The following is a 26,660-nucleotide window of genomic DNA, read 5'->3' as shown; positions in this document are numbered from 1 at the left end:
GCTCAATGGATGTCCCCGATTTAAACTTTACAAAACAGTGATTTATCCACACAATCCGGATGTTGAAGCAAGGAAATCCTATGGCTGCACAGAACAACGCTCCACTGCCGGATGGGCTGGAAATTGCTGGATATCGCATTGTAAAGAAAATTGCGTCCGGTGGGTTCAGTATTGTTTACCTGGCGTATGACGCGGAAGGCAATGCGGTGGCGGTGAAAGAGTACTTGCCGAGCGCGCTGGCGCTGCGCCAGCCCGGGGAACTGGCTCCCTCCATAGCGAAAGCCAATCTGCCGGTGTTCCGCATCGGCCTGAAATGCTTCTTCGAGGAGGGGCGGGCGCTGGCACGGATTTCGCATCCGAATGTTGTAAGAGTGTTGAATTTCTTCCGTGCCAACGAGACCGTCTACATGGTCATGGCCTACGAATCGGGCCATTCGCTGCAGGAACACATCCAGCGGCAGCGCGCCAAGGGCAGCAAGGCGGGCGAAGCCTTCATCCGCCAGATCTTCATCCAGGTGCTCAAGGGGCTGCGCGAAGTGCACGCCAACCAACTGCTGCACCTGGACTTGAAACCGGCCAATATCTACTTGCGCACCGACGGCACGCCCATGCTGCTGGATTTCGGCGCGGCGCGCCAGACCGTCAACAGCGACCTGCCCAAGCTGACCCCGATGTACACGCCCGGCTTCGCGCCGCCCGAGCTGTACGTCAAGACCGAGCCGCTGGGGCCGTGGACCGACGTCTACAGCATCGGCGCGTCGATCTTCGCCTGCATGGTCGGCTCGCCGCCGCAGCCGGCCGACCAGCGCCGCAAGGAGGATAAAATGGAGGGGCATTTCGCCAAGCTGGACGGCTTGTACACCCCGGAACTGGTGGCGCTGGTGCGCCGCGCGCTGCTGCTGGACCCGCTGGCGCGGCCGCAAAGCCTGTTCGAAATGCAGAAAGTGCTGCAAACTCCGGTGCTGCCGCCGGCCGCTCCGGGCGCGCTGGAAAAGCTGGGCGGGCAGGTGCGCGGCCTGCTGGGGCAGTTCGGCCGCTTCGGGCGCGGCAGCAAAGACGCGCCGCAGACCACGCAATCCTGACCGACAAGGACGATCCAGGGACCACCATGCAATTCTCCGTATATCAGGAAAGCCATATCGGCGGCCGCAAGGTCAACCAGGACCGCATGGGCTACAGCTTCACGCGCGACGCCTTGCTGCTGGTGCTGGCCGACGGCATGGGCGGCCATATGCGCGGCGAGGTGGCCGCCACCATCGCCATGCAGACCATTTCCACCCTGTTCCAGCAGCAGGCCACGCCCTATGTGAAGAAGCCGGAGCGCTTCCTGGAGGAGGCCTTCATGGCCGCGCACCAGGAGATCCACCGCTACAAGGCCATGCACAACCTGCCGGAGACGCCGCGCACCACCGTGGTGGCCTGCCTGATCCAGCACAATATCGCGGTGTGGGCGCATTGCGGCGATTCGCGCCTGTACTGGATGCGCGGCGGCCAGGTGCTGGCGCGCACGCGCGACCATTCGCACGTGGAGAACCTGATCGCCAAGGGCCTGGTGCCGGCCTCCGAGCGCGCCACCCACCCGGACCGCAACAAGCTGTACAACTGCCTGGGCGCGACCAGCCTGCCCCGGGTGGAGCTGTCGCGCCGCGCCAGCATGCTGCCGGGCGACGTGATGCTGCTGTGTTCCGACGGCCTGTGGTCGGTGCTGGGCGACGCCGACCTGGCGCAGCGCCTGGCCACCCAGACCGTGGTGCGGGCGGTGCCGGACATGCTGCAGACGGCGGTGGCCATCGCCGGCGCCAGCGGCGACAACGCCACCGCGCTGGCCATCATGTGGCAGGGCAGTTCGGTGGCCGACGCGGCGCCCACCACGGCGGCCGGCATGTCCAGTATCATCTCGACCGAAATGCTGCCGGAAGACCAGGTCAACACCACCATCGGCCGCGACGCGCCGCTTGACGCTGCTGCCGGCGCGGCCGCTGCCGCCGGTCCGGTGGACGCCTTCGACGACGACGAGATCGAGCGCGCCATTGCCGAGATACGCGGCGCGATCGAGAAATCCTCCCAACACTTACCCAGAAAGACCGACCCATGACTTTTGCATCCCGCCCCAGCGGCCGCCCCGTCGACGCGCTGCGCGCCATCCGCCTGACGCGCCAGTACACCAAGCACGCCGAAGGTTCGGTGCTGATCGAATGCGGCGACACCAAGGTGATCTGCACCGCCAGCATCGAGGAGAAGGTGCCTGGCTTCCTGAAGGGCAAGGGCCAGGGCTGGCTGACGGCCGAATACGGCATGCTGCCGCGTTCGACCCACAGCCGCATGGACCGCGAAGCGGCGCGCGGCAAGCAAAGCGGCCGCACGCAGGAGATCCAGCGCCTGATCGGCCGTTCGCTGCGCGCCGCCTTCGACCTGGCAGCGTTCGGCGAGCGCACCCTGAACCTGGACTGCGACGTGATCCAGGCCGACGGCGGCACCCGCACCGCCGCCATCACCGGCGCCATGGTGGCCGCCTACGACGCCTTCTCCACCCTGGTGGCGCGCGGCGCCATCCCGGCCGTGCCGGTCAAGCACTTCGTGGCCGCCATTTCGGTCGGCGTGTACCAGGGCATGCCGGTGCTGGACCTGGACTACCTGGAAGACTCCGACTGCGGCACCGACATGAACGTGGTGATGACCGACGCCGGCCACTTCATCGAAGTGCAGGGCACGGCCGAAGGCGCCGCTTTCGACCGCGCCGGCATGAACCGCCTGCTGGACCTGGCCGAGGGCGGCATCCGGGAACTGGTGACGCTGCAGAAGCAGGCGCTCGGCCTGTCCGCCTGACAAGTAAGCGGGCGGGACGCGCCGGCCAGGCATACAATGGCCCTACTATGAAAAAATGGATGTCGCTCCTGCTGGTGTGCATCGTGTTTTCGGTATGCCCCGTGTATGCCAGGGACCTGAACGTGGTCTTTATTCCGAAGTCGCGCGACCAGGATTTCTGGACCTTCATGCGGCAAGGCGTCGACCGCGCCGTGCAGGAGGTGGGCCAGGTCCAGCTGACTTGGCGCGGACCGGCCCACAACGACGACATCGACTCGCAGATCCAGATCCTGCGCATCTACTCCAGGCCCGAGATCGACGCCATCATCATCGCCCCGACCGACCGCGCGCGGCTGCTCGATCCCGTCAGGCAGGCGGTGGCGCAGGGGATCAAGGTGGTGGTGGTGGACTCCGGGCTGGACGGCAACGCGCACGCCAGCTTTGTCACCACCGACAATGTTGCCGCCGGCCGGCTGGCGGCGGAACGGCTGTCCGGCCTGTTGAACAGGCAGGGAACGGTGGCCGTGCTGCGCACCATCCCCGGCAGCGGCTCGACCGAGGACCGCGCCAACGGATTCATCGACTACCTGAAGAAAAACGCGCCGCAGATGACCGTCGTCGCCGACGAGTACGGCGGCGGCACGCGCGGCAAGGCCGCCCGCAGCGCCGGCATGCTGCTGGAGAAGTTTCCCGACCTCGACGGCATCTTCGCCGTCAACGAATCGACCAGCGACGGCATGCTGCGCGCGCTGCGGCAAGCCGGCCTGGCCGGCAAGAAGAAATTCATCGGCTTCGACGCCACCGAGTTCCTGCTGGACGGCCTGCGCAGGCAGGAAGTCCATGGCCTGGTGGTGCAGGACCCGCGCCAGATGGGCTATCTGGCGATGAAAGCCGCCGTGGCCGCCGCGCGGGGCGCGTCCGCCAAGAATTCCGTCATCCTGACGAACGCGGTCATGGCCACGCTGGAAAACCACCAGAAGCCGGACATCCAGGCCTTGCTGACCCCGTAGCGGGGGCGCGGCGCGCAAAAGGTTTACAATGGCGCGCTGTCACCAACGCTACACCAGAATATCCATGACCCAACGCCTGATCCTCGCCTCCAACAACGCCGGCAAGCTGAAAGAATTCAACGAGCTGCTGTCCACGGTGGGCTTTTCCGTCCATGCCCAGGGCGAGTACAACGTCCCCGAGGCGGATGAACCGCACCATACTTTTGTCGAAAATGCACTGGAAAAGGCGCGCCACGCGGCCCGCCTGACCGGCCTGCCGGCGCTGGCCGACGATTCCGGCGTGTGCGTGACGGCGCTGGGCAACGCGCCCGGCGTGTATTCGGCGCGCTACGCCGGCGAGCCGAAATCGGACGCCGCCAACAGCGCCAAGCTGATCGCCGACCTGGCTCCCCACGCCGACAAATCGGCGTACTATTACTGCGTGCTGGTGTTCGTGCGCCATGCGGACGATCCGCAACCGGTGATCGCGGACGGCCGCTGGAACGGCCAGATCATCGCCGAGGCGCGCGGCAACGGCGGCTTCGGCTACGACCCGCATTTCTTCATCCCCGAACTGGGCAAGTGCGCAGCCGAGCTCACGGCCGATGAAAAGAACAAGCTGTCCCACCGTGGCCAGGCCCTGCGCGCGCTGGTAGAGAAACTGAAATGATCCCGATCAAGGTCGTCGGCGCCAAGCCGGCATCCACGGCGGCTGCCAAGCCGGCCGTTTCCAACAACGAAGCGGCCGCCGGCACCGCGCTGCACTACCTGCAGCCCGGCGCGCTGAACCTGACGGCGCTGCCGCCGCTGTCGCTGTACATCCACTTCCCCTGGTGCGTGCGCAAGTGCCCTTACTGCGACTTCAATTCGCACGAGGCCAAGGGCGGCGGCTTCCCGGAAGAGGAGTACCTGGCTTCGCTGCGCAGCGACCTGGAAATGGCGCTGCCGCTGATCTGGGGCCGCCGCATCCACACCATCTTCATCGGCGGCGGAACGCCCAGCCTGATGTCGGCGGCGGGCCTGGACCGCTTGCTGTCGGACGTGCGCACCCTGCTGCCGATGGACGCGGACACCGAGATCACGATGGAGGCCAACCCCGGCACTTTCGAGGCCGAAAAGTTCAAGTCCTACCGCGCCAGCGGCATCAACCGCCTGTCGATCGGCATCCAGAGCTTCAACGCGGAGCACCTGTCGGCGCTGGGCCGCATCCACGACGGCGGCGAGGCGCGCCGCGCGGTGGAGATCGCGCTGGCCAACTTCGACAACTTCAACCTGGATTTGATGTACGCGCTGCCGACGCAGACGCTGGAGCAGGCGCGCCAGGATATCGAAACGGCGATGTCGTTCAAGCCGCCGCACCTGTCGCTGTACCACCTGACGATGGAGCCGAACACGCTGTTCGCCAAGTACCCGCCGGTGCTGCCGGACGACGACGCCAGCGCGGACATGCAGGACATGATCGCCGAGCTGACCGCCGCCAACGGCTACGGCCAGTACGAGGTGTCGGCCTATGCGCAGCCGGGCCACCGCGCCAGACACAATCTGAACTACTGGCACTTCGGCGACTACCTCGGCATCGGCGCCGGCGCGCACTCGAAGATCTCGTTCCCGCACCGCGTGCTGCGCCAGGCGCGCTTCAAGCAGCCCAAGGCCTATATGGAGGCGGTCAAGGCCGGCAACCCGGTGCAGGAAGAGTACGAGATCGGGCGCGACGAGATGGGCTTCGAGTTCATGCTCAACACCCTGCGCCTGCACGAAGGCTTCGAGCCCAACCTGTTCGCCGAGCGCACCGGCCTGTCCATCAACGCCATCGACAAGCAGCTCAACGCGGCAGAGGCCAAGGGCCTGCTGTACCGCGACTACAAGCTGATCAAGCCGACGGAATTAGGGCAGCGCTTCTTGAACGACCTGCAGCAGATGTTCCTGGCATCCTGAGGCGGGGCTGCTCGTTGCCCAGCTTGAAGGAGGCCGCCACGCCGGCCAGGCTGGCGGCCTGCTCCTGCATGCTGGCCGCCGCCGCCGCTGCCTGCTCCACCAGCGCCGCGTTCTGCTGCGTCACCTGGTCCATCTGCGTGATGGCGCGGTTCACTTGTTCGATGCCGTCGCTTTGCTCGCTGCTCGCTGAGCTCATCTCGGCCATGATGTCGTTCACGCGGCGCACGCTGGACACCACGTCGTCCATGCTGGCGCCGGCCCGCTGAACCAGCGCGGTGCCGGCGTTCACCTGCTGCACCGAGTTGCCGATCAATTCCTTGATTTCCTTGGCCGCCGCCGCGCTGCGCTGCGCCAGCTGCCGCACCTCGGACGCCACCACCGCGAAGCCGCGTCCCTGCTCGCCGGCGCGCGCCGCCTCCACCGCCGCGTTCAGCGCCAGGATGTTGGTCTGGAAGGCGATGCCGTCGATGACGCCGATGATGTCCACGATCTTGCGCGCCGAGGCGTCGATGGCGCCCATGGTGTCGACTACCTGGCCGACGATGGCGCCGCTCTTGACCGCCACTTCGGAGGCGGCCTGCGCCAGCTGGTTGGCCTGGCGCGCGCTGTCGGCGTTCTGGCGCACGGTGGCGGTCAGTTCCTCCATCGAGGACGCGGTTTCCTCCAGCGAGCTGGCCTGCTCCTCGGTGCGGGTGGACAGGTCCATATTGCCGGAGGCGATTTCGCTGGACGCGCTGGCGATGGCGTTGGTGCCGGTCTGCACCTGGCTCACCACGTTGCGCAGCGCGTCGTTCATGGTGTGCAGCGCCGTCATCAGCTCGCCGATTTCGTCGCGCGCCTTGTCCTGGCTGAAGCTGGTGGTGAGGTCGCCCTGCGCCACGGTGGAGGCCACCGCCAGCGCCGAGCGCAGCGGCCGCGTGATGCTGCGCGAGATGATGTAGGCGGCCACCGCGCCGGCCGCCACCAGCAGCACGCCCATCAGGGACATCAGCATGGTGCTGCGGCTGTTGGCCGCGTCGATTGCTTGGGCGGTGTCGTCGATGTCCTTGCGCTGGTGCTCCAGCAGGAACAGCACGCGCTTCTGGTAGGCGTCGGCCGCCGGCGTGAACACTTCCTTGAAGACGCGCTCGGATTCGGCGGCGTTGCCGGCCTTCTTGGCGTCCATCACCTTGTTCTTGGCGTCCTGGTACTGGTTGCGCAGGCCGACGATGGTCTTCATGATTTCCCGCTCTTCGTCGGTGTCGAGGAGCTCTTCGATTTTCTTGATCAGGGCCGAGCCGCGCTTGGTGCTGTCGGCCACCACGTCGGCGAACACCACCGGCAGCTGCTCGTCGGTGGTGCGGGAGAACAGCGCGGTGCGCGCAATGGCCGAGTAGATCAGCACATACCAGTCCGACACCAGGCGCTCGGTGGCCAGTGGGTTGGCCATCATCTGCTTGGTGGCTTCGGCGTTGGCGCGGGCGTGCACCAGGGCGTAGCCGGTGGCGACCACCGACAGCGCCAGCACGATGGTGAAGCCGGCCGCGAGCCGGGTGGCGATACGCATATTGGACAGAAAATTCATTGGATGCTCCCATCAAGTAGTGCCTGCAGGCACCGACGAGTATGCGCCGATAGCCGGGCCGGGGGCAACTGTTACGGGGGAGCGCTGCGGCTTTTTACAACAGCGCGCGTGGCCTTTTTAGAATGCTGATGTTTGCGACAAGTCCGGCTTTTCGCTCCAGCGCGCGAAGGCCTCGGCCATGCGCTCGCTCTCGCCGATGGCGCGGGTCCAGTCGCGGATGCGGGTGTCGTGGTTCTGGCCATAGAACTTGAAGTCGGCGCGGTCGGGCATTTTCCGGTTCGGCAGTTTCGCCAGGAAGTCCGGCGAGGGCGAGACCAGGATCACGTTGTCCAAAGCAGCGTCGCGGGCGCGGCGCCACGGCATCGACTTGTCCAGCCAGCCGGGCACGATGTAGTCGCTGAAGTGCGGGTACAGCACCAGGCCGGGGTCGCGCTGGTAGGGCAGGTGCAGGTGGTAGTCGATCAGGCCGCCGTCCCAGTAGGCGCCTGCCGGCGCGCCGGCGATGCCGGACACCGCCTGCAGCACCATGGGGATGGAGCCGGAGGCCAGCAGCGCGTCGCGCAGGTTGTGTTCGGACAGGCCGACGAAGTGGTTGGCGAAGGCGTCGAACTGCTGGCGCAGCCAGTCCTGGCTGTCGCGCGCGTCGTGAAAGACCACGCGTTCCATGGCGCCTGCCAGGCGGCTGCGCGAGACGGCGTTGCCGGCGGCGGCGCGCAGGAAGCCGGCCAGTTCGCGCCAGCGGCTGCCGGCCGCCTGCGCCAGCGGGCCGGCGCCGCGCGCGGTGATGATGGACAGCGCGTAGTGCGGACTGGCCAGCGCTTCGGCGCCGCGTCCGTCCAGCAGTTCGTCGAGCAGGGCGCGGCAGGTGTTGCTGACGTAGGCCGCGTCCACCTTGGCCGGGTAGCGCTGGTGCGTGTACAGGTGGGCCAGGCGCTTGTGCGCCGTGTCCGGATCGTCGAAGGCGGCGGCGGCCATGCGCCAGGCCCCGATGGAGGCGCCGATCAGGCGGCGCTGGCGCGGCGCCTGCTTCAGGAAGCTGCCGAACAGCCAGCGGTCCAGGCCATGCAGGATCAGGCCTTTCGGCCCGCCCGCCGCAGCCGGGACGATGGCCACGTCGGCTGCCTGCATGCCCTCGGCGGCGATGCGCTGGCGCGCCCGCTGGCCGAGGCGGATGATGATGGGCGAGGCCATTATTTCAGCCCGCCTCCCAGCGCGCGGTACAGGTCGATGGCGCTGGTGGTGCGCAGCAGGCGCGCCTGCACCAGCGACTGCTCGGCGCTGAACAGTTCGCGCTGCGCGTCCAGCACGTCGAGCGAGCTGGCCACGCCGTTGTCGAAGCGCAGCTGCAGCAGCTTCAGGCGGTCGGCCTGCGCGTCCTGCACGGCGCGCTGCGCGGCCACCTGGTCGCCCAGGTAGGTGCGCGCGGCCAGCGCGTCGGCCACTTCGCGGAAGGCGGTCTGGATGGTCTTCTCGTAGTCGGCCACGGCGATGTTCTTGCGCACTTCGCTCAGGCTCAGGTTGGCGCGGTTGCGGCCGGCGTCGAAGATGGGCAGCACCAGTTGCGGCACGAAGGACCAGCTGCCGGTGCCGCTGTCGAACAGGCCGGAGAAGTCCGGGCTGCTGCTGCCGATGGCGGCCGTCAGGCTGATGCGCGGGAAGAAGGCCGCGCGCGCGGCGCCGATGTTGGCGTTGGCCGCCTTCAGGCGCTGCTCGGCGGCGCGGATGTCGGGCCGGCGCGCCAGCAGTTCGGACGGCAGGCCTGCCGGCACCGCGCTCATGGCGTCGATGGCGGCGTCGCTGGCCATGGCGGCGGAGGCATCGGTGGCGGGGGGCGGGGCCTGGCCCACCAGCAAGGTCAGCGCGTTTTCGGCCTGCGCGCGCTGGCGCGCCAGCGTGAGCGCGGCCACGCGCGCCGTTTCCATCAGCGTTTCGTTCGAGCGCAGGTCGAGGCGCGAGGACGCGCCCACTTCCATGCGCTGCTGCGTGAGCTTGTAGGTGCGCGCGCGCGCTTCATAGGTCTGCTGCGCCAGCCGGTACTGCTCGGCGAAAGCGCGCTCGGTGAAGTAGGCCTTCGCCACTTCGGCCACCACGCTGATGTGCGCCGCCTGGCGCGCTTCGTCGCTGGCCAGGTAGGTGGCCAGGGCGGCGTCGTTCAGGCTTTTCACGCGGCCGAAGAAGTCCAGCTCGAAGGAGGAAATCGCCAGGCCCGCGTCGAAGCGGGTGCCGGTGATGTCGGCGCCGGTGGCGGACACGGAGCGCGGCGTGCGGGCGCGGGTGCCGCCCAGCGTGCCGTTCAGGTTGGGCAGGCGGTCGGCCGACTGGATGTTGTAGGCCGCGCGCGCTTCCTCGATGCGCAGCGCCGCCGCGCGCAGGTCGCGGTTGTATTCCAGCGCGGCGGCGATCAGCTGCTGCAGGCGCTGGTCGGGGAAGAACTCGCGCCAGCCGGTGTCGGTGGCGGCTTTGCCGGCGGGAGCAAGGCCGCCGGTGCCGCGGGCGGTGGCCGGCACGGCTGGATAGGCCCCCGCCACGGGCGCCTCGGGGCGCTGGTAGGTCGGCGCCAGCGAGCAGCCGGCCAGCAGCAGGACCGCCGCGGCCGACGCGGTGAGCGCGATGTGCTTGTGCTTGGTTTTCATCATACTTTCTTCTCCGGAAGGTCGAGTTCATGCGCGGCCAGGCGGCGCTGGCGTTCGCTTCCCTTGAATATCTTGCGCACCACGACAAAGAACACCGGCACCAGGAACACCGCCAGCACGGTGGCGGTGATCATGCCGCCCATCACGCCGGTGCCGATGGCGCGCTGGCTGGCCGAACCGGCGCCGGAGGCCACCACCAGCGGCAGCACGCCGAGGATGAAGGCCAGCGAGGTCATGATGATGGGGCGGAAGCGCAGGTGCACCGCCTCCAGCGTGGACTCCACCAGGCCCTTGCCCTGCGCCTGCAGGTCCTTGGCGAACTCGATGATCAGGATCGCGTTCTTGGCCGAGAGCCCGATAATCGCTATCAGCCCCACCTTGAAGTACACGTCGTTCGGCAGGTCGCGGATGGTGGCGCCCAGCAGCGCGCCCAGCACGCCCAGCGGCACCACCAGCAGCACCGCCACCGGGATCGATTCGCTCTCGTACAGCGCGGCCAGCACCAGGAAGGCCGCCAGCATGGACAGCGCGAACAGCGCCGGCGCCTGCGAGCCGGAGGTCTTTTCCTCCAGCGACTGGCCGGTCCATTCGATGCCGAAGCCGGGCGGCAGCTGCTGCGCCAATCGCTCCAGCTCGTCCATCGCCTCGCCGGTGCTGCGGCCCGGGGCCGCGTTGCCGGTCAGCTTGATGGCGGGATAGCCGTTGTAGCGCACCAGCTGCACCGGACCGTTGATCCAGCGCGAGCTGGCGAACGAGGACAGCGGCACCATGGAGCCGGACGCCGAGCGCACGTTCAGGCGCAGCAGGTCTTCCGGCTGCAGGCGCTGCGGCGCGTCGGCCTGCACCACCACGCGCTGCTGGCGCCCGCTGCTGGTGAAGTCGTTCACGTAGCTCGAGCCGAAGGCCACCGACATGGCGCTGTTGATGTCGGCGAAGGACACGCCCAGCGCGTTGGCCTTGTCGCGGTCGACGTCGATCTGCAGCTGCGGCGCGTCCTCCAGGCCCTCGGGGCGCACGCCGGCCAGGACCGGGCTCTTGGCGGCCAGGCCGAGCAGCTGGTTGCGCGCGGCCACCAGCGCCGCGTGGCCCTGCGAGCTGCGGTCCTGCAGGCGCGCCGTGATGCCGGTGGCGTTACCCAGCTCGCGGATCGGCGGAGGGCTGAGCGGGAAGATGATGGCGTCGGCGATGCCTGACAACGCTCCGAAAGCGCGGCCGGCGATCTTCTCGGCCGAGTCTTCCGCGCCGCGCTCGCTCCAGTCCTTCAGCGGCACGAACACCAGGCCGGCGTTCTGGCCGTTGCCCGAGAAGCTGAAGCCGGCCACGGCGATGGTGCGCGCCACGCCGGGCTGCTTGGCCATGTACTCTTCCACCTTGCTCAGCACCGCCTCGGTGCGGCTCTTGGAAGCGCCCGGCGGCAGCTGCACGTTGGTGATGATGTAGCCCTGGTCTTCGTTCGGCAGGAAGGACGACGGCAGGCGCGCGTACAGCCAGCCCACCACGCCGCAGATCAGCAGGAAGATCACCATGTAGCGGCCGGTGCGGGTCAGCATGCGCGCGATTACGCCCTGGTAGCCGGTGGCGGTTTTGGCGAAGCCGCGGTTGAACCAGCCGAAGAAGCCCTTCTTCTCGTGGTGGTGGCCGGCTTCCACCGGTTTCAGGATGGTGGCGCACAGCGCCGGCGTGAGGGTCAGCGCCATCAGTGCCGAGAACACCATGGACGACACCATGGACAGCGAGAACTGGCGGTAGATCGCGCCCACGGCGCCGCCGAAGAACGCCATCGGGATGAACACGGCGATCAGCACCAGCGTGATGCCGATGATCGCGCCGGTAATCTGCGACATGGCCTTGCGGGTCGCTTCGCGCGGCGACAGGCCTTCCTCGCTCATGATGCGCTCGACGTTCTCCACCACCACGATGGCGTCGTCGACCAGGATGCCGATCGCCAGCACCATGCCGAACATGGTCAGCACGTTGATGGAGAAGCCGGCCAGCTGCATCACGGCGAAGGTGCCCAGCAGCGCCACCGGCACCACGATGGTGGGGATCAAGGTGTAGCGGAAGTTCTGCAGGAACACGTACATCACGATGAACACCAGCAGCACCGCTTCCAGCAGCGTTTTCACCACTTCCTCGATCGAGATCTTGACGAACAGCGAGGTGTCGTAAGGCACGGTGTAGGTCAGTCCGGGCGGGAAGAACTTGGACAGCTCCTCCATCTTGTTGCGCACCAGTTCAGCGGTGGCCAGCGCGTTGCCGGTCAGCGACTGCTGCACGGCGATGGCGACGAAGGGCTTGCCGTTCAGGCGCGCGCTGATGTTGAAGTTGGCGCCGGCCATTTCGATGCGGGCCACGTCCGACAGGCGCACGGTGGCGCCGGTGCCGCTGGCGCGCAGCACCACCTTGCCGAATTCCTCGGGCGAGGTGAGCTGGCCCTGCACCACCACGGGCGCGGAGTAGGTCTGGAAGCGCGGCGCGGGCAGGTCGCCGAGCGTGCCGGCGGTAACCTGCGCGTTCTGCGCGCGGATGGCGGCGGTGACGTCGGCCATGGTGAGCTTGTAGCCCACCAGCTTGGCCGGGTCGACCCACACGCGCATGGCGCGCTCGGTGCCGAACAGCTGGGCCTGGCCCACGCCCGGCAGGCGCTTGATCTCGTTGACCACGTTGCGCGCCAGGTAGTCGCCGATGGCGGCGGTGTCCATCTTGCCGTCGCTGGACGAGGCGCCCACGAACATCAGGATGTTGGAGCGCGACTTGTTGACCTGCACGCCCTGCTGCGTGACAGCCTGCGGCAGGCGCGATTCGACGCGCTTGATGCGGTTCTGCACGTCCACGGCGGCCAGGTCGGGATTGGTGCCGGGCAGGAAGGTGACGGTGATCGAGACCGAGCCGTTGGCCTCGCTCTGCGATTCGACGTACTGCAAGCCGTCGGCGCCGTTCATTTCCTGTTCGATCACGCTGGTGACCGCGTCGTCCAGCACCTGGGCGGTGGCGCCCGGGTAGTTGGCGCTGATGACGATGGACGGCGGCGCGATGGTGGGGTACTGCGCCACCGGCAGCATGGTAATCGCCAGCGAGCCACCCAGCAGGATGAACAGGGCGATCACCCACGCGAAGACGGGGCGGTCGATGAAGAATTTTGCCATCTGAGCTCCCGGTTACTTGCCGGCGGCCGGCGCTGCTGCAGCCGGTGCGGGGGCGGCGGGTGCAGGGGCGGCAGGTGCTGCGGCCGCAGCCGGAGCTGCCGGAGCGGATGCCGGCGCTGCTGGCGCGCCGCCCGGCGCGGCTGCAACCGGACCTTGCCACGGCGCCGGCGTGACGGTGCCGCCCGGCTTGGTCTTCTGGAAGCCTTCCACGATCACGCGCTCGCCGCCTTTCAGGCCGGAGCTGACGATCCAGCTGCCGTTCTGCGCCGCGTCGGCTTTCACCGGCACGGCGGTGACCTTGTTGTCCGAACCGACCACCATCACGGTGGCGCCTTCCGGGCCGCGCACCACGGCCTGTTGCGGCACTTGCAGCGCGGCTTCGTTGACCGCCTGTTCCAGGCGCGCGCGCACGTACATGCCCGGCAGCAGGGTGCGGTTGGGGTTCGGGAACTCGGCGCGCATGGCCACCGAGCCGGTGGTTTCATCGACCGCCACGTCCGAGAACAGCAGCTTGCCGGACTGCGGATAGGGCTGGCTGTCCTCCGTTACCAGCGTGACTTTGGCGGCGCCGTTGCCTGCACCTTTCAGCTTGCCGGCGGCCAGCGCGCGCTGCAGGCGCAGCACTTCGGTGGACGACTGGGTGATGGTGACATAGATCGGATCGAGCGTCTGCACGGTGGCCATCGGCGTCGCTTCGCCCTGGCCCACCAGCGCGCCCTCGGTCACCAGCGCGCGGCCCACGCGGCCGGAAATCGGCGAGGTCACGGTGGCGTAGCCCAGCGTGAGGCCGGCGGTGGTGCGGGCGGCGCGGGTGGTGGCCAGGTCGGCTGCGGCCTGCTTCTGGGCCGTCACCGCGTCGTCGTATTCCTGGTTGCTGACGGCTTGCGCGGCCAGCAGCGGCTTGTAGCGCTTCACTTTCAGCTCGGCCTGCGCCAGGTTGGCTTCGGCCTTGGCCACGGCCGCTTGCGCGCTGTCGTAGGAAGCCTGGAACTGCGCCGGATCGATGCGGAACAGGATCTCGCCGGCCTTCACGTCCGAGCCCTCCTTGTACACGCGCTGCAGCACGATGCCGGGCGTGCGCGCGCGCACTTGCGCGACGCGCGACGCTTCGAGGCGGCCTGGCAGTTCGGTGGAGAGGGTGAGGGTGGCGGGAGCGACTGTGTAGACGGCGACTTGCGGTGGCGGCGGGGCGGCGCCGGCTTTGTCATCTTTCTTTCCGCAGGCAGCCAGCATCGAGAGGGTGGTGAGGGTGATGATGGCGGCGGCGACGGGAGTGCAGCGTGGGACTGATCTCATAGATGTCTCTGGAGGTAATGTTGAGGTTTTCTAGGTGCTTGCCCTTAGCTTGTTCTATTTACAAAGGCAGTGCCGGCCATTGTATAACAGTGTTAAATGTAACGTTTTGTACAGATTTCCGAACTGAAAGTAAAACCGGCCAGGCGCACGTCGGTGGGCCTGGCCGGTTTGCTTACGCGTTGCGGCGTATCAGCGCATGCCGGAAATGATTTGCTTCAGCTTGCCCGAGTCGGCGCAGAAGGCGCGGATGCCTTCGGCCAGCTTCTCGGTGGCCATCGCGTCTTCGTTCATCATGAAGCGGAAGGTTTTCTCGTCCACGGCGATCTTGCCGACGGTGGAGTTGGCGCTGGCGTCCGCGCTCAGCTTGCGCTCCACCGGCGCGTTGGCGTCGGCCAGCGCCTGCAGCAGGTCCGGGCTGATGGTCAGCAGGTCGCAGCCGGCCAGTTCCAGGATCTGGCCGGTGTTGCGGAAGCTCGCGCCCATCACTTCGGTGTCGTAGCCGAACTTGCGGTAGTAGTTGTAGATGCGCTTGACCGACTGCACGCCCGGATCTTCCGCGCCCACGTAGTCGATGCCGGTGCTCTTCTTGTACCAGTCGTAGATGCGGCCGACGAACGGGGAAATCAGCTGGGCGCCCGCTTCGGCGCAAGCGATGGCCTGGCTCAGCGAGAACAGCAGCGTCATGTTGCAGCGGATGCCTTCCTGTTCCAGGATGCGGGCGGCCTGGATGCCTTCCCAGGTGGAGGCGATCTTGATCAGCACGCGCTCGCGCGGGATGCCGGCTTTCTCGTACAGCGCGATCAGCTCGCGGCCCTTGGCCACGTTGCCTTCGGTGTCGAAGGACAGCTTGGCGTCGATCTCGGTGGACACGCGGCCCGGGATGATCTTCAGGATCTCGGTGCCGAAGGCGATCAGCAGGTGGTCGATGATGTCGCCGGTGGCGGCGTTCGGATTGTCCTGCACGGCCTTTTGCAGCAGCGGCTTGTACTCGTCCTTCTGCACTGCCTTCAGGATCAGCGAGGGATTGGTGGTGGCGTCGCGCGGGGTGTAGGCCTGGATCGACTGGAAATCGCCGGTGTCGGCAACAACGGTGGTGTATTGCTTGAGCTGTTCGAGTTGGTTCATGGTTGCGCGCAGGGCTGCTGCTGAGGTTGAGGACTGGGTAGCATATTGTACACAATCCTCTTCCCGCGCAGCAGCCGTGCGCGCTGAAGCTTTGCGCGCTTAAGCCTTGCGGCGGCGCTGCGCCAGCAGGGCGCCGGCCAGGCCCAGGCCGAACAGCGCGGCGGTGCCCGGCTCCGGCACGGCGTTGGCGCCACCGCCGCCGCCGCCGCCGCCACCGCCCGGGTTGTTATTGGTGTTGTTGGCGATGTCGCTGAATGTCAGGCTCACGCGCGCATATTCCAGCGTCAGCGCCTTGTTGGCAGGCGAGGCCGGCTGCACGTAGCTCAGCTGCATGGCCAGCGACAGCGCATTGCTGGCGGACCAGATGGCGCTGGTGTTGAACAGCGACAGCAGGTTGTATTCGGTCTCGATCGGATTGTTGCCGGTGCCTGCGAGCAACGCGCCGACCAGCGGCGAACTGTTGACCGACATGATGTCGTTGGCGCCGGTGGCCTGGCGCGCCGAGACGAACAGTTTGGCTTCGCTGATGCTGCTGCCGGGCAGGCTGAAGCTTGGATCGAACAGGAAGGTCCAGTCCAGCAAGCCGCTGCCGAGGAAGGCGTGGTTGCCGACGTTAAAGGTCAGCGTCTTGTCGTAAGTGGTGTTGGTGGAGGTGAACGAGCTGGTGTAGGCGATCGGCGTGGCCGAGGCGGGCAGGGCGGCCAACAAGCCGATGGCGGCCAATACGGTGGTGGTAAGTTTTTTCATATTCCGTTCCATTAACAGTTGTTGGAGGTACGGAATGCAATGCAATCACCGTGCCAGAAATAAATAGGTATTGATAATCATCAAGTTAAGTTCATACAGGGAAAATTCGATGGCGATTGGTGTAAAGAAATCCGGCACTCATAGGGGAAACTTTGCAAAAATGCCCAGCCGCTGTCGACATGAAAGTGTTAAATATTCTTTGCTGCGGCGTGTCAAGCTGATGTAACTGCGGTAATATTGTCTCCCCTTTAACCAGTGCCGTATCCACGAAAGGAGTTTTTTATGATTCACGCACAACTCAATACTTTCCCGATGGGCCTGGCATCCCCGAGCTTGAAGCACTAGTCTCCAAGCCCGGCGTGCTGCTGCATAGCGACGCCGGCGCTGCCAGCAGCCCATTTCCTGAGCATCTTTTATGGAAATACAGAATGGGCAAATACATTCGTGTGGTATCCGACCGCGCCGCCGTGGTCGCGTCGGACAAACTGTGGCTGGACGATGCTGCGTTGCAGCAACTGGCCATCACTTCCCAGCTGCCCGGCATGCGCCGCGCGGTGGGCCTGCCGGACTTGCATCCTGGGCGCGGCTACCCGGTCGGCGCGGCGTTTTTCTCGGTGGGCCGGTTCTATCCGGCCCTGTGCGGCGGCGATATCGGCTGCGGCGTGGGACTGTGGCAGACCGATCTGGCCGTCGGCAAGGTCAGCCTGGACAAGCTCGACAAGCAGATCGGCAACCTTGACGCGTCGCCCGCTGCGGACGAGCTGGAGCGGCTGCTAGTGCTGGCGCCCTGGCTGGGCGCCGAGCTGGCCGTGCTGGAGGCCCGGCTGCGGCAGGCCGGACTGGACCCGGCCAGCCTGCGCGCGCTGGGCACCATCGGCCTGGGCAACCATTTCGTCGAACTGCAGGCGGTGGTGCAGGTGGACGAGCCGGCGCTGTTCGAGGGCGCCGGGCTGGAGGGCCGGACCTTGCAGCTGGTGGTGCACAGCGGTTCGCGCGGCCTGGGCGGCGCGCTGCTGCGCGCCCACGTGGAGGCGCACGGCCATGCCGGCCTGGCCGAAGGCACGCCGGCAGCGCAAGCCTACCTGCTGCAGCACGACGCGGCGCTGGCGTTCGCCCGGCTCAACCGCAAAATGATCGTGCTGCGCATGCGGCAGCGCCTGCGCTGCGAGGCGGCGCCGGTACTGGACGTGCATCACAACCTGATTACGCCGGACGTGATCGAAGGCGAGCAGGGCTGGCTGCACCGCAAGGGCGCCAACCCGGCCGACGCGGGACCGGTGCTGCTGCCGGGCTCGCGCGACGACCATAGCTATCTGATCCGGCCGCTGCCGGTGGCCGACAGCGTCAGCCTGCAATCGCTGGCGCACGGCGCGGGCCGCAAATGGGCGCGCGGCGATTGCAAGGACAGGCTGGCGCGCAAGGCCACGCCGGAGCAGCTGGCGCGCACCTCGTTCGGCGGCCGCGTGATCTGCGCCGACCTCGGCCTGATCTACGAGGAGGCGCCACCAGCCTACAAGGACGCCGGCTCGGTGCTGGCCAGCATGGAGGGCGCCGGGCTGGTGCGCGTGATGGCGAAGAGCCGGCCGGTGCTGACCTACAAGACCCGTGGCGAGTGCTGCTGAAGGCTGGGTTGCGCGCGTTTGCGCTTTGTCAAAGCGCGGTTCCGGGTGGGGAGCAAGATGGAAGAATCCCCCCGGACAGGAGCGCAAAATGAATGCCTCGCCGCTTGACATGGGTGCAGCCAGTGACGAACATGGACATGAGGCCCGTATCGTCAGGCTGGAGGTCAACATGGACAATGTCGTCACCGCGCTGGGCTCGCTGCAGCGCTCGGTAGATACGATGCGAAGTGAATTCACGCAGGCGCTGGACGCCCAGCGCATGCACTTCGACCAGGCTTTGCGCGAGCAGCGTGCGTACATCGAGCAGGGTTTACGGGACAATCGTGCCGAGTTTAGCCAGGCGTTGCGGGAGCAACGTGCCGAGTTCAGCCAGGCATTGCAAGCGCAGCGTATGGATTTTCAGCACGGTATCAGCAAGCAGACCGAGCGGATTGACACCCTGATCTACGAAATGGCCCGCGAGCGGCGCTGGATCATCGCCTACATCATGGCCAACAGCGGTTTGCTGTTGGGCGTGCTGCTGCGCAACCACTTCTAGCTTATTCAGCCGATAAACGAGTCGAACTGCAGGTCGAATTCCTGCAGCGCCTTTTGCGCGTTCTGCATTTTCTTGCGAAATTCGGGGCCGCGCTGCAGCGCCAGGCCCACGGCCAGCACGTCGATCACCACCAGGTAGGCCAGGCGCGCCGAGATCGGCGTGTAGGGGTCGATGTTGAAGATCAGGTCGATCGGGATCAGCACCGTGGCCAGTTCGGCCAGCGGCGTGCCGGACGGCGCCAGCACGATCACGTCCGCGCCGCCGCGCCGGGCCAGCTTCACCGAGCGCACCAGCGCCGGGCTGTTGCCGCGCTGCGAAATGGCCACCAGCGCGTCGCCGGTGCGCAGCAGGGCCGCGGCGATGCTGTGGATCGACGGGTCGGCGTAGGCCACGGTGGGCACGCCGGAGCGGAAGAACTTGTGCTGCGCGTCCGCCGCCACGATGCCGGACGTGCCCTGGCCGTAGAACTCGATCTTGTTGGCGCGCTTGAGGATGTCGAGCGCCTGCTGGATCGCTTCCGGCTTGAGGTTGTTGCGCAGGTCGAGCAGGGTGTTGATGGAGCGGCTGCAGATCTTGTTGACCAGGTCCGCCGCCAGGTCGTCCTGGGCCGGCTGCTCGTTCAGGCCGGGCAGGGCCAGGGCCAGGCCCTGCGCCAGCTTCAGCTTGAACTCGTGCCAGCCGTCGTAGCCCAGGGTGCGGCAAAAGCGCACCACGGTCGGCTCGGACACCTGCGCGGCGCGCGCCAGCGCGGTGATGTTCTGGTCGACGATCAGGTCCGGGTGGTCCAGCACCGCGAGCGCGACCTTGCGCTCCGACTTGGAGAGCGAGTCGAGCTGGGTGCGGATGGAATCGAGTAGCACGCTTAATCCTCGGTTAGTCTTCAGGCAGCGCTTCTTCGCGCCACTGCAGGCCGTCGCGGCCTATCAGTGCGCTGGCGGCGGCCGGGCCCCAGGTGCCCGAGGCGTACGGCGTCGGCGCGCCTTCATCCTGTTCCCAGTGGTTCAGGATCGGCTCCACCCATTCCCACGCCGCTTCCAGCTCGTCGCCGCGCATGAACAGGGTCAGCTGGCCGCGCAGCACGTCGAGCAGCAGGCGCTCGTAGGCGTCCATGCGCGGCGACTTGAAGGTTTCGCGGAAGTCCAGTTCCAGTTCGGCGGGCTTGAGCCGCATGCCTTCGCCCGGCGTTTTGGCCATCAGGTTCATGCGCAGGCCTTCGTCCGGCTGCAAACGGATCACCAGGCAGTTCGGCTGGAAGCTGTTGGTCGGCTGGTTGAAGATGGAGTGCGGAATCTGCTTGAAGCGCACCACGATCTCGGCCAGCGAATCGGCCATGCGCTTGCCGGTGCGCAGGTAGAACGGCACGCCGGCCCAGCGCCAGGTGTCGATTTCGGCCTTCATGGCGACAAAGGTCTCGGTGCGCGATTTCTGCGGCGCGTCCGGCTCGTCGCGGTAGCCCGGCACGGCCTGGCCGTCCACGTGGCCGGCGCGGTACTGGCCGCGCACGATGTTCTGCGCCAGCGTGGCGGGGGTGAACTTTTTCAGCGAACGCAGTACCTGCAGCTTCTCGTCGCGCACGGCGTCCGGCGCGATCGAAGTCGGCGGCTCCATGGCCACGATGCACAGCAGCTGCAGCAGGTGGTTCTGCAGCATGTCGCGCAGCGCGCCGGAGGTGTCGTAGTAGCCGATGCGGTTGCCCACGCCGAGCTTCTCGGCGATGGTGATCTGCACGTCCGAAATCCATTCGCGGCGCCACAGCGGCTCGAACAGGATGTTGCCGAAGCGCAGGGCCAGCAGATTCTGCACGGTCTCCTTGCCCAGGTAGTGGTCGATACGGTAGATCTGCGATTCCTCGAACACCTGGCCCACTTCGGCGTTGATCTGCTTGGCCGAGGCCAGGTCGCGGCCGAGCGGCTTTTCCAGCACCACGCGCGAGTTCTTGGTGACCAGGCCGTTGTCCTTCAGGTTGTCGCAGATCTGCGAGAAGATGGCGGGCGGCGTGGCCAGGTAGTAGACGCGGGTGACGGCGGGGTCTTCGCGCAGCGACTCCACCAGCGCGCCGTAGGTGCCGGCGTCGGTGGCGTTGAGCGACACGTAGACGATGCGGGCGGTGAAGCGCTCCCACGCTTCCGGCGTGACGGCCGGCGCCTTGATCAGCGGCTTGGACGTGGTGTTGACCACATTGATGAACTCTTCCTGGCTGGACTCCTGGCGGCCCACGCAGATGATGCGCGCAGTCGGGGGCAGGTCGCCGCAGACGTCGCGGGAGTACATTGCGGGCAGAAGTTTACGCATCGACAGGTCGCCGCTGCCGCCAAACAGAACCAGGTCAAAATCGGTAAGAGCCATAATATGTGTGGGATCGCAAAAGTGGTATCGAAACAGGTTTTTGAAAATTTACTACACAAAAACCTATAAATCAAGAAAATTTACTACATTTGGCTACGCGATGTAGGCGGGCGCGGGCAGGCCGGCCACTTCCATCCGCACTTGCAGCACGTGCCCGCTGAGCGGGTGCTGCGCCAGCTCTTCGGCGGGACGCTTGCCGGCGCTGGTGATGTACAGCGTCTTCAGGTCGGCGCCGCCGAAGGCCACCATGGTCGGGCAGCGCACCGGCAGCGGGATCTCGCCCAGCAGCTGGCCCGAGGGCGACAGCTTGGCGATGCGCCCGCCTTCGAACATCGCCACCCAGTAGTTGCCTTCGCTGTCCACCGCTGCGCCGTCCGGGCGGCCGCCGTAGTTGTTGGCCTTGTCGGCCGAGAACTGGTGCAGCACTTGCGGGTTGGACGGCGTGCCGCTGGCCAGGTCGTAGTCGTAGCGGGTGACGCGGTGCGCGGCCGTGTCGGCGTGGTACATGGCGCCGCCGTCCGGGCTGAAGGCCAGGCCGTTGGAGTTGGTCATGCCGCCCGACCAGGCGGTGCGCACGGCGCCGCGTTCCAGCACGAACATCTCGGCGGCCTGCTTGTCGCGCGGTTCGTAGATGGTGCCGACCCAGAAGCGGCCGGCCGCGTCCACCTTGCCGTCGTTGAAGCGGGTGGTGGCGGTGTCGTACGGCGCGGGGGCGATGGCGCTCAAGGTGCCGTCTTCGGTGTCCAGGTGCATGAAGCCGGCGCGGGTGGATACGGCCAGGCCGCCGCCGGCGGCTATCGCCAGCGCCGAGGGCTCGCTGGCCATCGGCCATTTGCGGTGCTCTTCGGTGGCCGGCTTCAGGCTGTGGATGGCGAAGCCTTCGATGTCCACCCAGTACAGGGTCTGTTCGCCGTGGTGCCACAGCGGGCTTTCGCCCACCAGCATGGCGCCGGCGCTGAATGCTTCTACGTGGTAGCTCATGGCGCCGTCCTTAGCGCAGGTTCTGCGCGGCTTTGGCCAGCGCGATCAGGCCGTTGGTGGAGCTGTCGTGACGCGCGGGCTGCGCTTCGCCGGTGAGCTCGGACTGGATGTTCTTGGCCAGCACCTTGCCCAGCTCCACGCCCCACTGGTCGAAGCTGTTCACGTCCCACAGCACGCCCTGCACGAAGGTCTTGTGCTCGTACAGCGCGATCAGCGCGCCCAGCGCGGCAGGACTCAGCACGTCCACCAGGATGGTGTTGGACGGGCGGTTGCCGGGGAAGGTCTTGTGCGGCGCCAGTTCGTCGATCTGCTCGGGAGCCATGCCCTGCGCTTTCAGTTCGGCGCGCACTTCGTCCTCGGTCTTGCCGGTCATGAAGGCTTCCGATTGCGCGAAACAGTTGGCCAGCAGCGCGTCGTGGTGGTCGGGCAGGTCGTGGGTCGGGCGCAGCGCGGCGATGAAGTCCATCGGCACGATGTCGGTGCCCTGGTGCAGCAGCTGGAAGTAGGCGTGCTGCGCGTTGGTGCCGCATTCGCCCCACACCACTGGGCAGGTCGGCGTGTCCAGCGCGGCGCCGTTGCGCGTGACGCGCTTGCCGTTGCTTTCCATGTCGAGCTGCTGCAGGTAGGCCGGGAAGCGGTTCAGGTCCTGGTGGTAGGGCGCGATGGAGAGCGAGGCGCAGCCCAGGAACTGGCGGTTCCAGAAGCCGATCATGGCCAGCAGCACCGGCAGGTTCTGGTCCAGCGGCGCGCTGCGGAAGTGTTCATCCAGCTCGTGCGCGCCGGCCAGGAAGTCGCTGAAGTAGCCGAAGCCCACGGCCAGCGCCACCGGCAGGCCGATGGCCGACCACACGGAGTAGCGGCCGCCCACCCAGTCCCAGAACGGGAACATGTTCTCGGCGTCGATGCCGAAGGCGGTGACGGCTTGCGTGTTGGTGGACACGGCCACGAAGTGCTTGGCCAGCGCCGCTTCGGTGCCGTGCCGCAGGAACCAGCTGCGCGCGGTCTGCGCGTTGAGCATGGTCTCGGCGGTGGTGAAGGTCTTGGAGGCGACGATGAACAGCGTGCTGTCCGGGTTCACCTGGGCCAGCGTGGCTTCCATGTCGTGGCCGTCCACGTTGGACACGAAGTGCATCTTCAGGCGCGGGTGCGCGTAGGAGCGCAGCGCCAGGCAGGCCATTTTCGGGCCCAGGTCCGAGCCGCCGATGCCGATGTTGACGATGTCGGTGATGGCTTTGCCGTTGTGGCCCAGCCAGGAGCCGTTGCGCACCTTGTCGGTGAACACGCGGATGCGGTCCAGCACCGCGTGCACGTCGGCCGCCACGTCCTGGCCTGCCACATTCAATGCCTTGCCGCGCGGCATACGCAGCGCCGTATGCAGCACGGCCCGGCCTTCGGTAGTATTGATTTTTTCCCCGGCGAACATGGCGTCGCGGCGCTGCTCAACACCGCGCGTACGCGCCAGGTTGGCCAGCAGGGCGATGGTGTCGACCGTCAGGCGGTTTTTCGAATAGTCCAGGTACAGGCCGGCGGCGTCCAGCGACATGCTTTCGAAGCGCTTGGGATCGGCGGCGAACAGCTGGCGCAGCGTCTTGTCCTGGATGTCGATGTGGTGGGCGGCGAGGGCCTGGTAGGCGGCGGTGGTGGTGAGGGCGGGCTGGCGCATAATGTGTCGGCTCTGGTTTGGGGATATTGTTCATAATACAGGAAAAACAGGTAAATTCACTACAAATGTTCAAGCGGACGGGCTACGGAGGGGTCTTTCAGCCCCTCGGGACGGCATGCGAAAGGCGTGTTGCGATAAGAAAGGGCGTGCGCCCGGCGATTTTTGTAGTAAAATTTCACGCAATTACTTCATAAGGAACGATCATGGCGGTGCATCCTGTACTTGAAACCGTAACAGCACGGATAATCCAGCGCTCCCGGCCTTCGCGCGGCGCTTACCTGGCCCACCTGGAAGCGGCGCGCGTCAAAGGCCCGCAGCGCGGCGTGCTGGCCTGTACCAACCTGGCGCATGGATTCGCCGCCTTCCCGGCCAACGACAAGCTGGCGCTGAAAGAGCTGAAGAAGCCCAGCGTGGCCATCGTTTCGGCCTATAACGACATGCTGTCGGCGCACCAGCCGTTCGAAGGCTTCCCGGCCATCATCAAGGACGCGGTGCGCAAGGCCGGCGCGGTGGCGCAGTTCGCCGGCGGCGTGCCCGCCATGTGCGACGGCGTGACCCAGGGCCAGCCGGGCATGGAACTGTCGCTGTTCTCGCGCGACGCCATCGCCATGTCGACCGGCATCGCCCTGTCGCACAATATGTTCGACTCCGCCGTCTACCTGGGCGTGTGCGACAAGATCGTGCCGGGCCTGCTGATCGGCGCGCTGCACTTCGGCCACCTGCCGGCGGTGTTCGTGCCGGCCGGCCCGATGACCACCGGCTTGTCCAACAAGGAAAAAGCGTCCATCCGCCAGCGTTATGCGCAAGGCAAGGCCACCCGCGACGAACTGCTGGAAGGCGAATCCCAGTCCTACCACGGCGCCGGCACCTGTACCTTCTACGGCACCGCGAACAGCAACCAGATGCTGATGGAAGTGATGGGCCTGCACCTGCCGGGCGCCGCCTTCATCACCCCGGGCACGCCGCTGCGCGACGCGCTGACCGCGGCCGCCGCCCGGCGCGCCGCGCAAATCACCGAGCAGGGCGAGTACCTGCCGGTGGGCCGCATCGTCGATGAAAAATGTATCGTCAACGCCGTGGTCGGCCTGCTGGCCACCGGCGGCTCCACCAACCACACGCTGCATCTGGTGGCCATCGCCAAGGCGGCCGGCATCGTGATCGACTGGAACGACTTCGACGAACTGTCGGCCGTGGTGCCGCTGCTGACCCGCATCTACCCGAACGGCGACGCCGACGTGAACCACTTCCACGCCGCCGGCGGCACCGGCTTCGTGATCCGCGAACTGCTGGACGCCGGCCTGCTGCACGACGACGTGACCACCATCCTGGGCAAGGGCCTGCGCGCGCACTGCGCCGAGCCGTTCCTGAACGAGACCAACGACGGTGTTGTCTGGAAAGACGCCGTGGCCGAATCGGGCGACGAGAAAGTGCTGCGCAAGCACGCCAACGCCTTCTCGCCGGACGGCGGCATGGTGCTGGTGCAGGGCAACCTGGGCCGCGCCGTGATGAAGGTGTCGGCCGTGAAGGAAGAGCACCGCACGGTGGAAGCGCCGGCGCTGGTGTTCAACTCGCAGGAAGACTTCATGGCCGCCTACAAGGCCGGCAGCCTGGACCGCGACTTCGTGGCCGTGCTGCGCTTCCAGGGCCCGCGCGCCAACGGCATGCCGGAACTGCACGCGCTGACCCCGGCGCTGGCCAACCTGCAGGACGCCGGCCGCAAGGTGGCGCTGGTGACGGACGGCCGCATGTCGGGCGCTTCCGGCAAGGTGCCGGCGGCCATCCACGTGTCGCCCGAGATCCTGGCCGGCGGCCCGCTCGGCCTGGTACGCGACGGCGATATGATCCGCGTGGACGCCTTCACCGGCACGCTGGAAGCGCTGGTGCCGACCGACGTGTGGCATGCGCGTTCGCTGGCCACGGCCGACCTGTCGCCGAACGGCGTGGGCATGGGCCGCGAGCTGTTCGCCATGTTCCGCAACAGCGTGTGCGAAGCCGAGAAGGGCGCCACCACCTTCCCGCTGCCGTCGCCGATCCCGACCACTGTCTCCCTGCATGACGGCAACACGGTGGGCAACACCGTGCCCGGCTCCGATGAAGATTTCTCGATGAAGAAGGACTGACCATGACCCTGCTGGACATTATGCGCACCTCCGCCGTGATCCCCGTGATCGCGATCGACGATCCCGACCACGCCGTGCCGCTGGCCAAGGCGCTGGTGGCGGGCGGCATCCGCGTGCTGGAAGTCACCTTGCGCACCAAGCACGGCCTGGGTGCGATCAAGGCCATGTCGGCGGTGGAAGGCGCGATTGTCGGCGTCGGCACCCTGACGCAGCCGGAAGAATTCGCCGCCGCGCGCGACGCGGGCGCGGTGTTCGGCGTGTCGCCGGGCCTGACCCCGGCGCTGATCGCCGCCGCCAAGAGCAGCGGCCTGCCGCTGCTGCCGGGCGTGATGACGCCGTCCGAAGTGATGGCCGCGCGCGAGCAGGGCTTCCAGCAGCTGAAGCTGTTCCCGGCGGTGCCGGCGGGCGGCGTGGGCATGCTGAACGCGCTGGCCGGTCCGCTGGGCGACATCACCTTCTGCCCTACCGGCGGCATCTCCATCGACACCGCGCCGCAGTTCCTGAAGCTGAAGAACGTGGCCTGCGTGGGCGGCTCCTGGCTGACCCCGAAAGACCTGATGCAAGCCGGCGACTGGGACGGCATCACCGCCCTGGCCAAGGCCGCCAGCGCACTGCGTTAAGCTTGCCCGATGGCCCGCGCCGGATTGGCTTCTCCGGCGGGGCCATCGCTGCATATGCATGCCTCGTGCATGGCATCCCGCAGGGCTTTGTTAATCAAGCCCTGATAGCCTATTCCCCGTTTCCCGGCCAGCTTGCGAAAGTGGCTCAGGACGTCGCTGTCCAGCCGGAGCGGGAAGCGCTCCTTGCCGGTATCAATGATCGGCCCGCTCGTTCCATGGTGACGATTGTCATCCGTCTCTATGGCGGAGCGCAGCGCGGCGTCGATCAGGCCTTGATAGCCTCTTCCTTGCTTTTCAGCTTGAGAGCCGAAGTATTGATTGTCAAGCAGGCTGGGCAATCTTAATTTTCCTCAAGCATCAACTGTAGTAGCTGAAGTTGACTCGACGCGCGCCCCATGCCTGGCGGCTCCCGCCCCAGGCTGTGTGAAAACACGCTCCCAATGTAAACGAGATTTTTTCTGAAGCGTTAATAGCTCATCTGACGCAATCAGGAGAGCAGGATGAAGCGTTTTGTCGAAGGAACCGACCGC

Annotated in this window: 23 protein-coding genes; 10 read left to right on the top strand and 13 right to left on the bottom strand. The window is 66.7% G+C overall.

The window, feature by feature from the left end:
• Nucleotides 1-80 precede the first annotated feature (80 nt).
• The 6 genes from AC56DV_RS01505 (at nucleotide 81) to hemW (ending at nucleotide 5,729) form a co-directional block, all read left to right on the top strand.
• Nucleotides 81-1,082 (top strand): serine/threonine protein kinase, encoded by a 1,002-nt coding sequence (locus AC56DV_RS01505; protein WP_496312544.1) that lies wholly within the window; start codon nucleotides 81-83, stop codon nucleotides 1,080-1,082.
• A 26-nt stretch (nucleotides 1,083-1,108) separates the two neighbouring features.
• The gene (locus tag AC56DV_RS01500; protein WP_496312543.1) at nucleotides 1,109-2,095 is read left to right on the top strand and encodes a PP2C family protein-serine/threonine phosphatase; all 987 of its coding nucleotides are present in this window, start codon (nucleotides 1,109-1,111) and stop codon (nucleotides 2,093-2,095) included.
• Nucleotides 2,092-2,826: a ribonuclease PH gene (gene rph, locus AC56DV_RS01495; protein ID WP_496312542.1), complete on the top strand. Its 735-nt coding sequence runs from the start codon at nucleotides 2,092-2,094 to the stop codon at nucleotides 2,824-2,826. The genes AC56DV_RS01500 and rph overlap by 4 nt, the downstream gene beginning before the upstream one ends.
• 59 nt (nucleotides 2,827-2,885) lie before the next feature.
• Nucleotides 2,886-3,815: an ABC transporter substrate-binding protein gene (locus AC56DV_RS01490; RefSeq protein ID WP_496312541.1), complete on the top strand. Its 930-nt coding sequence runs from the start codon at nucleotides 2,886-2,888 to the stop codon at nucleotides 3,813-3,815.
• A 64-nt stretch (nucleotides 3,816-3,879) separates the two neighbouring features.
• Nucleotides 3,880-4,464 carry an RdgB/HAM1 family non-canonical purine NTP pyrophosphatase gene (gene rdgB / locus AC56DV_RS01485; protein ID WP_496312540.1) on the top strand — a complete coding sequence of 195 codons (585 nt, stop codon included), beginning with the start codon at nucleotides 3,880-3,882 and terminating at the stop codon, nucleotides 4,462-4,464.
• On the top strand, nucleotides 4,461-5,729 hold the full coding sequence (gene hemW, locus AC56DV_RS01480; protein ID WP_496312539.1) for a radical SAM family heme chaperone HemW: 1,269 nt from the start codon (nucleotides 4,461-4,463) through the stop codon (nucleotides 5,727-5,729). The genes rdgB and hemW overlap by 4 nt, the downstream gene beginning before the upstream one ends.
• Here the strand turns inward: hemW and AC56DV_RS01475 are convergent.
• The 7 genes from AC56DV_RS01475 to AC56DV_RS01445 form a co-directional block, all read right to left on the bottom strand.
• Nucleotides 5,665-7,293 (bottom strand): methyl-accepting chemotaxis protein, encoded by a 1,629-nt coding sequence (locus tag AC56DV_RS01475; RefSeq protein ID WP_496312538.1) that lies wholly within the window; start codon nucleotides 7,291-7,293, stop codon nucleotides 5,665-5,667. The two genes, hemW and AC56DV_RS01475, sit on opposite strands and share 65 nt — an antisense overlap.
• 117 nt (nucleotides 7,294-7,410) lie before the next feature.
• Nucleotides 7,411-8,484 (bottom strand): patatin-like phospholipase family protein, encoded by a 1,074-nt coding sequence (locus AC56DV_RS01470; protein ID WP_496312537.1) that lies wholly within the window; start codon nucleotides 8,482-8,484, stop codon nucleotides 7,411-7,413.
• The gene (locus AC56DV_RS01465; RefSeq protein WP_496312536.1) at nucleotides 8,484-9,929 is read right to left on the bottom strand and encodes an efflux transporter outer membrane subunit; all 1,446 of its coding nucleotides are present in this window, start codon (nucleotides 9,927-9,929) and stop codon (nucleotides 8,484-8,486) included. Before AC56DV_RS01465 ends, AC56DV_RS01470 begins: the two co-directional genes overlap by 1 nt.
• Nucleotides 9,926-13,072 (bottom strand): efflux RND transporter permease subunit, encoded by a 3,147-nt coding sequence (locus tag AC56DV_RS01460; RefSeq protein WP_496312535.1) that lies wholly within the window; start codon nucleotides 13,070-13,072, stop codon nucleotides 9,926-9,928. The genes AC56DV_RS01465 and AC56DV_RS01460 overlap by 4 nt, the downstream gene beginning before the upstream one ends.
• Nucleotides 13,073-13,084: 12 nt before the next feature.
• Complete coding sequence (locus AC56DV_RS01455) at nucleotides 13,085-14,368, bottom strand: efflux RND transporter periplasmic adaptor subunit (protein ID WP_496312534.1); 1,284 nt, start codon at nucleotides 14,366-14,368, stop codon at nucleotides 13,085-13,087.
• A 189-nt stretch (nucleotides 14,369-14,557) separates the two neighbouring features.
• Nucleotides 14,558-15,493, bottom strand: coding sequence for a transaldolase (gene tal, locus AC56DV_RS01450; protein ID WP_496312533.1), 936 nt, complete (start codon nucleotides 15,491-15,493; stop codon nucleotides 14,558-14,560).
• 99 nt (nucleotides 15,494-15,592) lie between these two features.
• Entirely contained in the window at nucleotides 15,593-16,240 is a 648-nt protein-coding gene (locus tag AC56DV_RS01445) for a PEP-CTERM sorting domain-containing protein (protein WP_496312532.1), read from the bottom strand.
• A gap of 428 nt (nucleotides 16,241-16,668) precedes the next feature.
• Here AC56DV_RS01445 and AC56DV_RS01440 point away from each other — a divergent pair, with 428 nt between their 5' ends.
• On the top strand, nucleotides 16,669-17,862 hold the full coding sequence (locus AC56DV_RS01440) for an RNA ligase RtcB family protein (protein WP_496312531.1): 1,194 nt from the start codon (nucleotides 16,669-16,671) through the stop codon (nucleotides 17,860-17,862).
• Nucleotides 17,863-17,950: 88 nt separating this feature from the next.
• Nucleotides 17,951-18,400 (top strand): hypothetical protein, encoded by a 450-nt coding sequence (locus AC56DV_RS01435; protein ID WP_496312530.1) that lies wholly within the window; start codon nucleotides 17,951-17,953, stop codon nucleotides 18,398-18,400.
• Nucleotides 18,401-18,405: 5 nt separating this feature from the next.
• Here the strand turns inward: AC56DV_RS01435 and AC56DV_RS01430 are convergent, their stop codons facing one another.
• The 4 genes from AC56DV_RS01430 to pgi all read right to left on the bottom strand — a co-directional run bounded on the left by AC56DV_RS01430 (nucleotide 18,406) and on the right by pgi (nucleotide 23,390).
• Complete coding sequence (locus AC56DV_RS01430; RefSeq protein WP_056394058.1) at nucleotides 18,406-19,260, bottom strand: SIS domain-containing protein; 855 nt, start codon at nucleotides 19,258-19,260, stop codon at nucleotides 18,406-18,408.
• A 13-nt stretch (nucleotides 19,261-19,273) separates the two neighbouring features.
• Nucleotides 19,274-20,746 carry a glucose-6-phosphate dehydrogenase gene (gene zwf, locus AC56DV_RS01425; protein WP_496312529.1) on the bottom strand — a complete coding sequence of 491 codons (1,473 nt, stop codon included), beginning with the start codon at nucleotides 20,744-20,746 and terminating at the stop codon, nucleotides 19,274-19,276.
• A gap of 93 nt (nucleotides 20,747-20,839) precedes the next feature.
• Nucleotides 20,840-21,727, bottom strand: coding sequence for an SMP-30/gluconolactonase/LRE family protein (locus tag AC56DV_RS01420; protein ID WP_496312528.1), 888 nt, complete (start codon nucleotides 21,725-21,727; stop codon nucleotides 20,840-20,842).
• Nucleotides 21,728-21,737: 10 nt separating this feature from the next.
• A complete protein-coding gene (gene pgi, locus AC56DV_RS01415) occupies nucleotides 21,738-23,390 on the bottom strand; it encodes a glucose-6-phosphate isomerase (RefSeq protein WP_496312527.1) in 1,653 nt (550 codons plus the stop codon).
• A gap of 203 nt (nucleotides 23,391-23,593) precedes the next feature.
• Here pgi and edd point away from each other — a divergent pair, with 203 nt between their 5' ends.
• Both edd and eda read left to right on the top strand, forming a co-directional pair.
• Nucleotides 23,594-25,510 (top strand): phosphogluconate dehydratase, encoded by a 1,917-nt coding sequence (edd, locus tag AC56DV_RS01410; RefSeq protein ID WP_496312526.1) that lies wholly within the window; start codon nucleotides 23,594-23,596, stop codon nucleotides 25,508-25,510.
• A 2-nt stretch (nucleotides 25,511-25,512) separates the two neighbouring features.
• Nucleotides 25,513-26,130: a bifunctional 4-hydroxy-2-oxoglutarate aldolase/2-dehydro-3-deoxy-phosphogluconate aldolase gene (gene eda / locus AC56DV_RS01405; protein WP_496312525.1), complete on the top strand. Its 618-nt coding sequence runs from the start codon at nucleotides 25,513-25,515 to the stop codon at nucleotides 26,128-26,130.
• Here the strand turns inward: eda and AC56DV_RS01400 are convergent.
• Both AC56DV_RS01400 and AC56DV_RS01395 read right to left on the bottom strand, forming a co-directional pair.
• Nucleotides 26,127-26,468, bottom strand: coding sequence for a BrnA antitoxin family protein (locus AC56DV_RS01400; protein ID WP_496312524.1), 342 nt, complete (start codon nucleotides 26,466-26,468; stop codon nucleotides 26,127-26,129). The genes eda and AC56DV_RS01400 overlap by 4 nt on opposite strands.
• A gap of 12 nt (nucleotides 26,469-26,480) precedes the next feature.
• Nucleotides 26,481-26,660: hypothetical protein (locus AC56DV_RS01395; protein WP_496312523.1), on the bottom strand; the 180-nt coding region annotated here is incomplete at its 5' end.

Source organism: Massilia sp. BGA-UO-ETr-WB1, from assembly GCF_059567845.1.
This window is presented reverse-complemented; position numbering and strand designations above follow the sequence as displayed.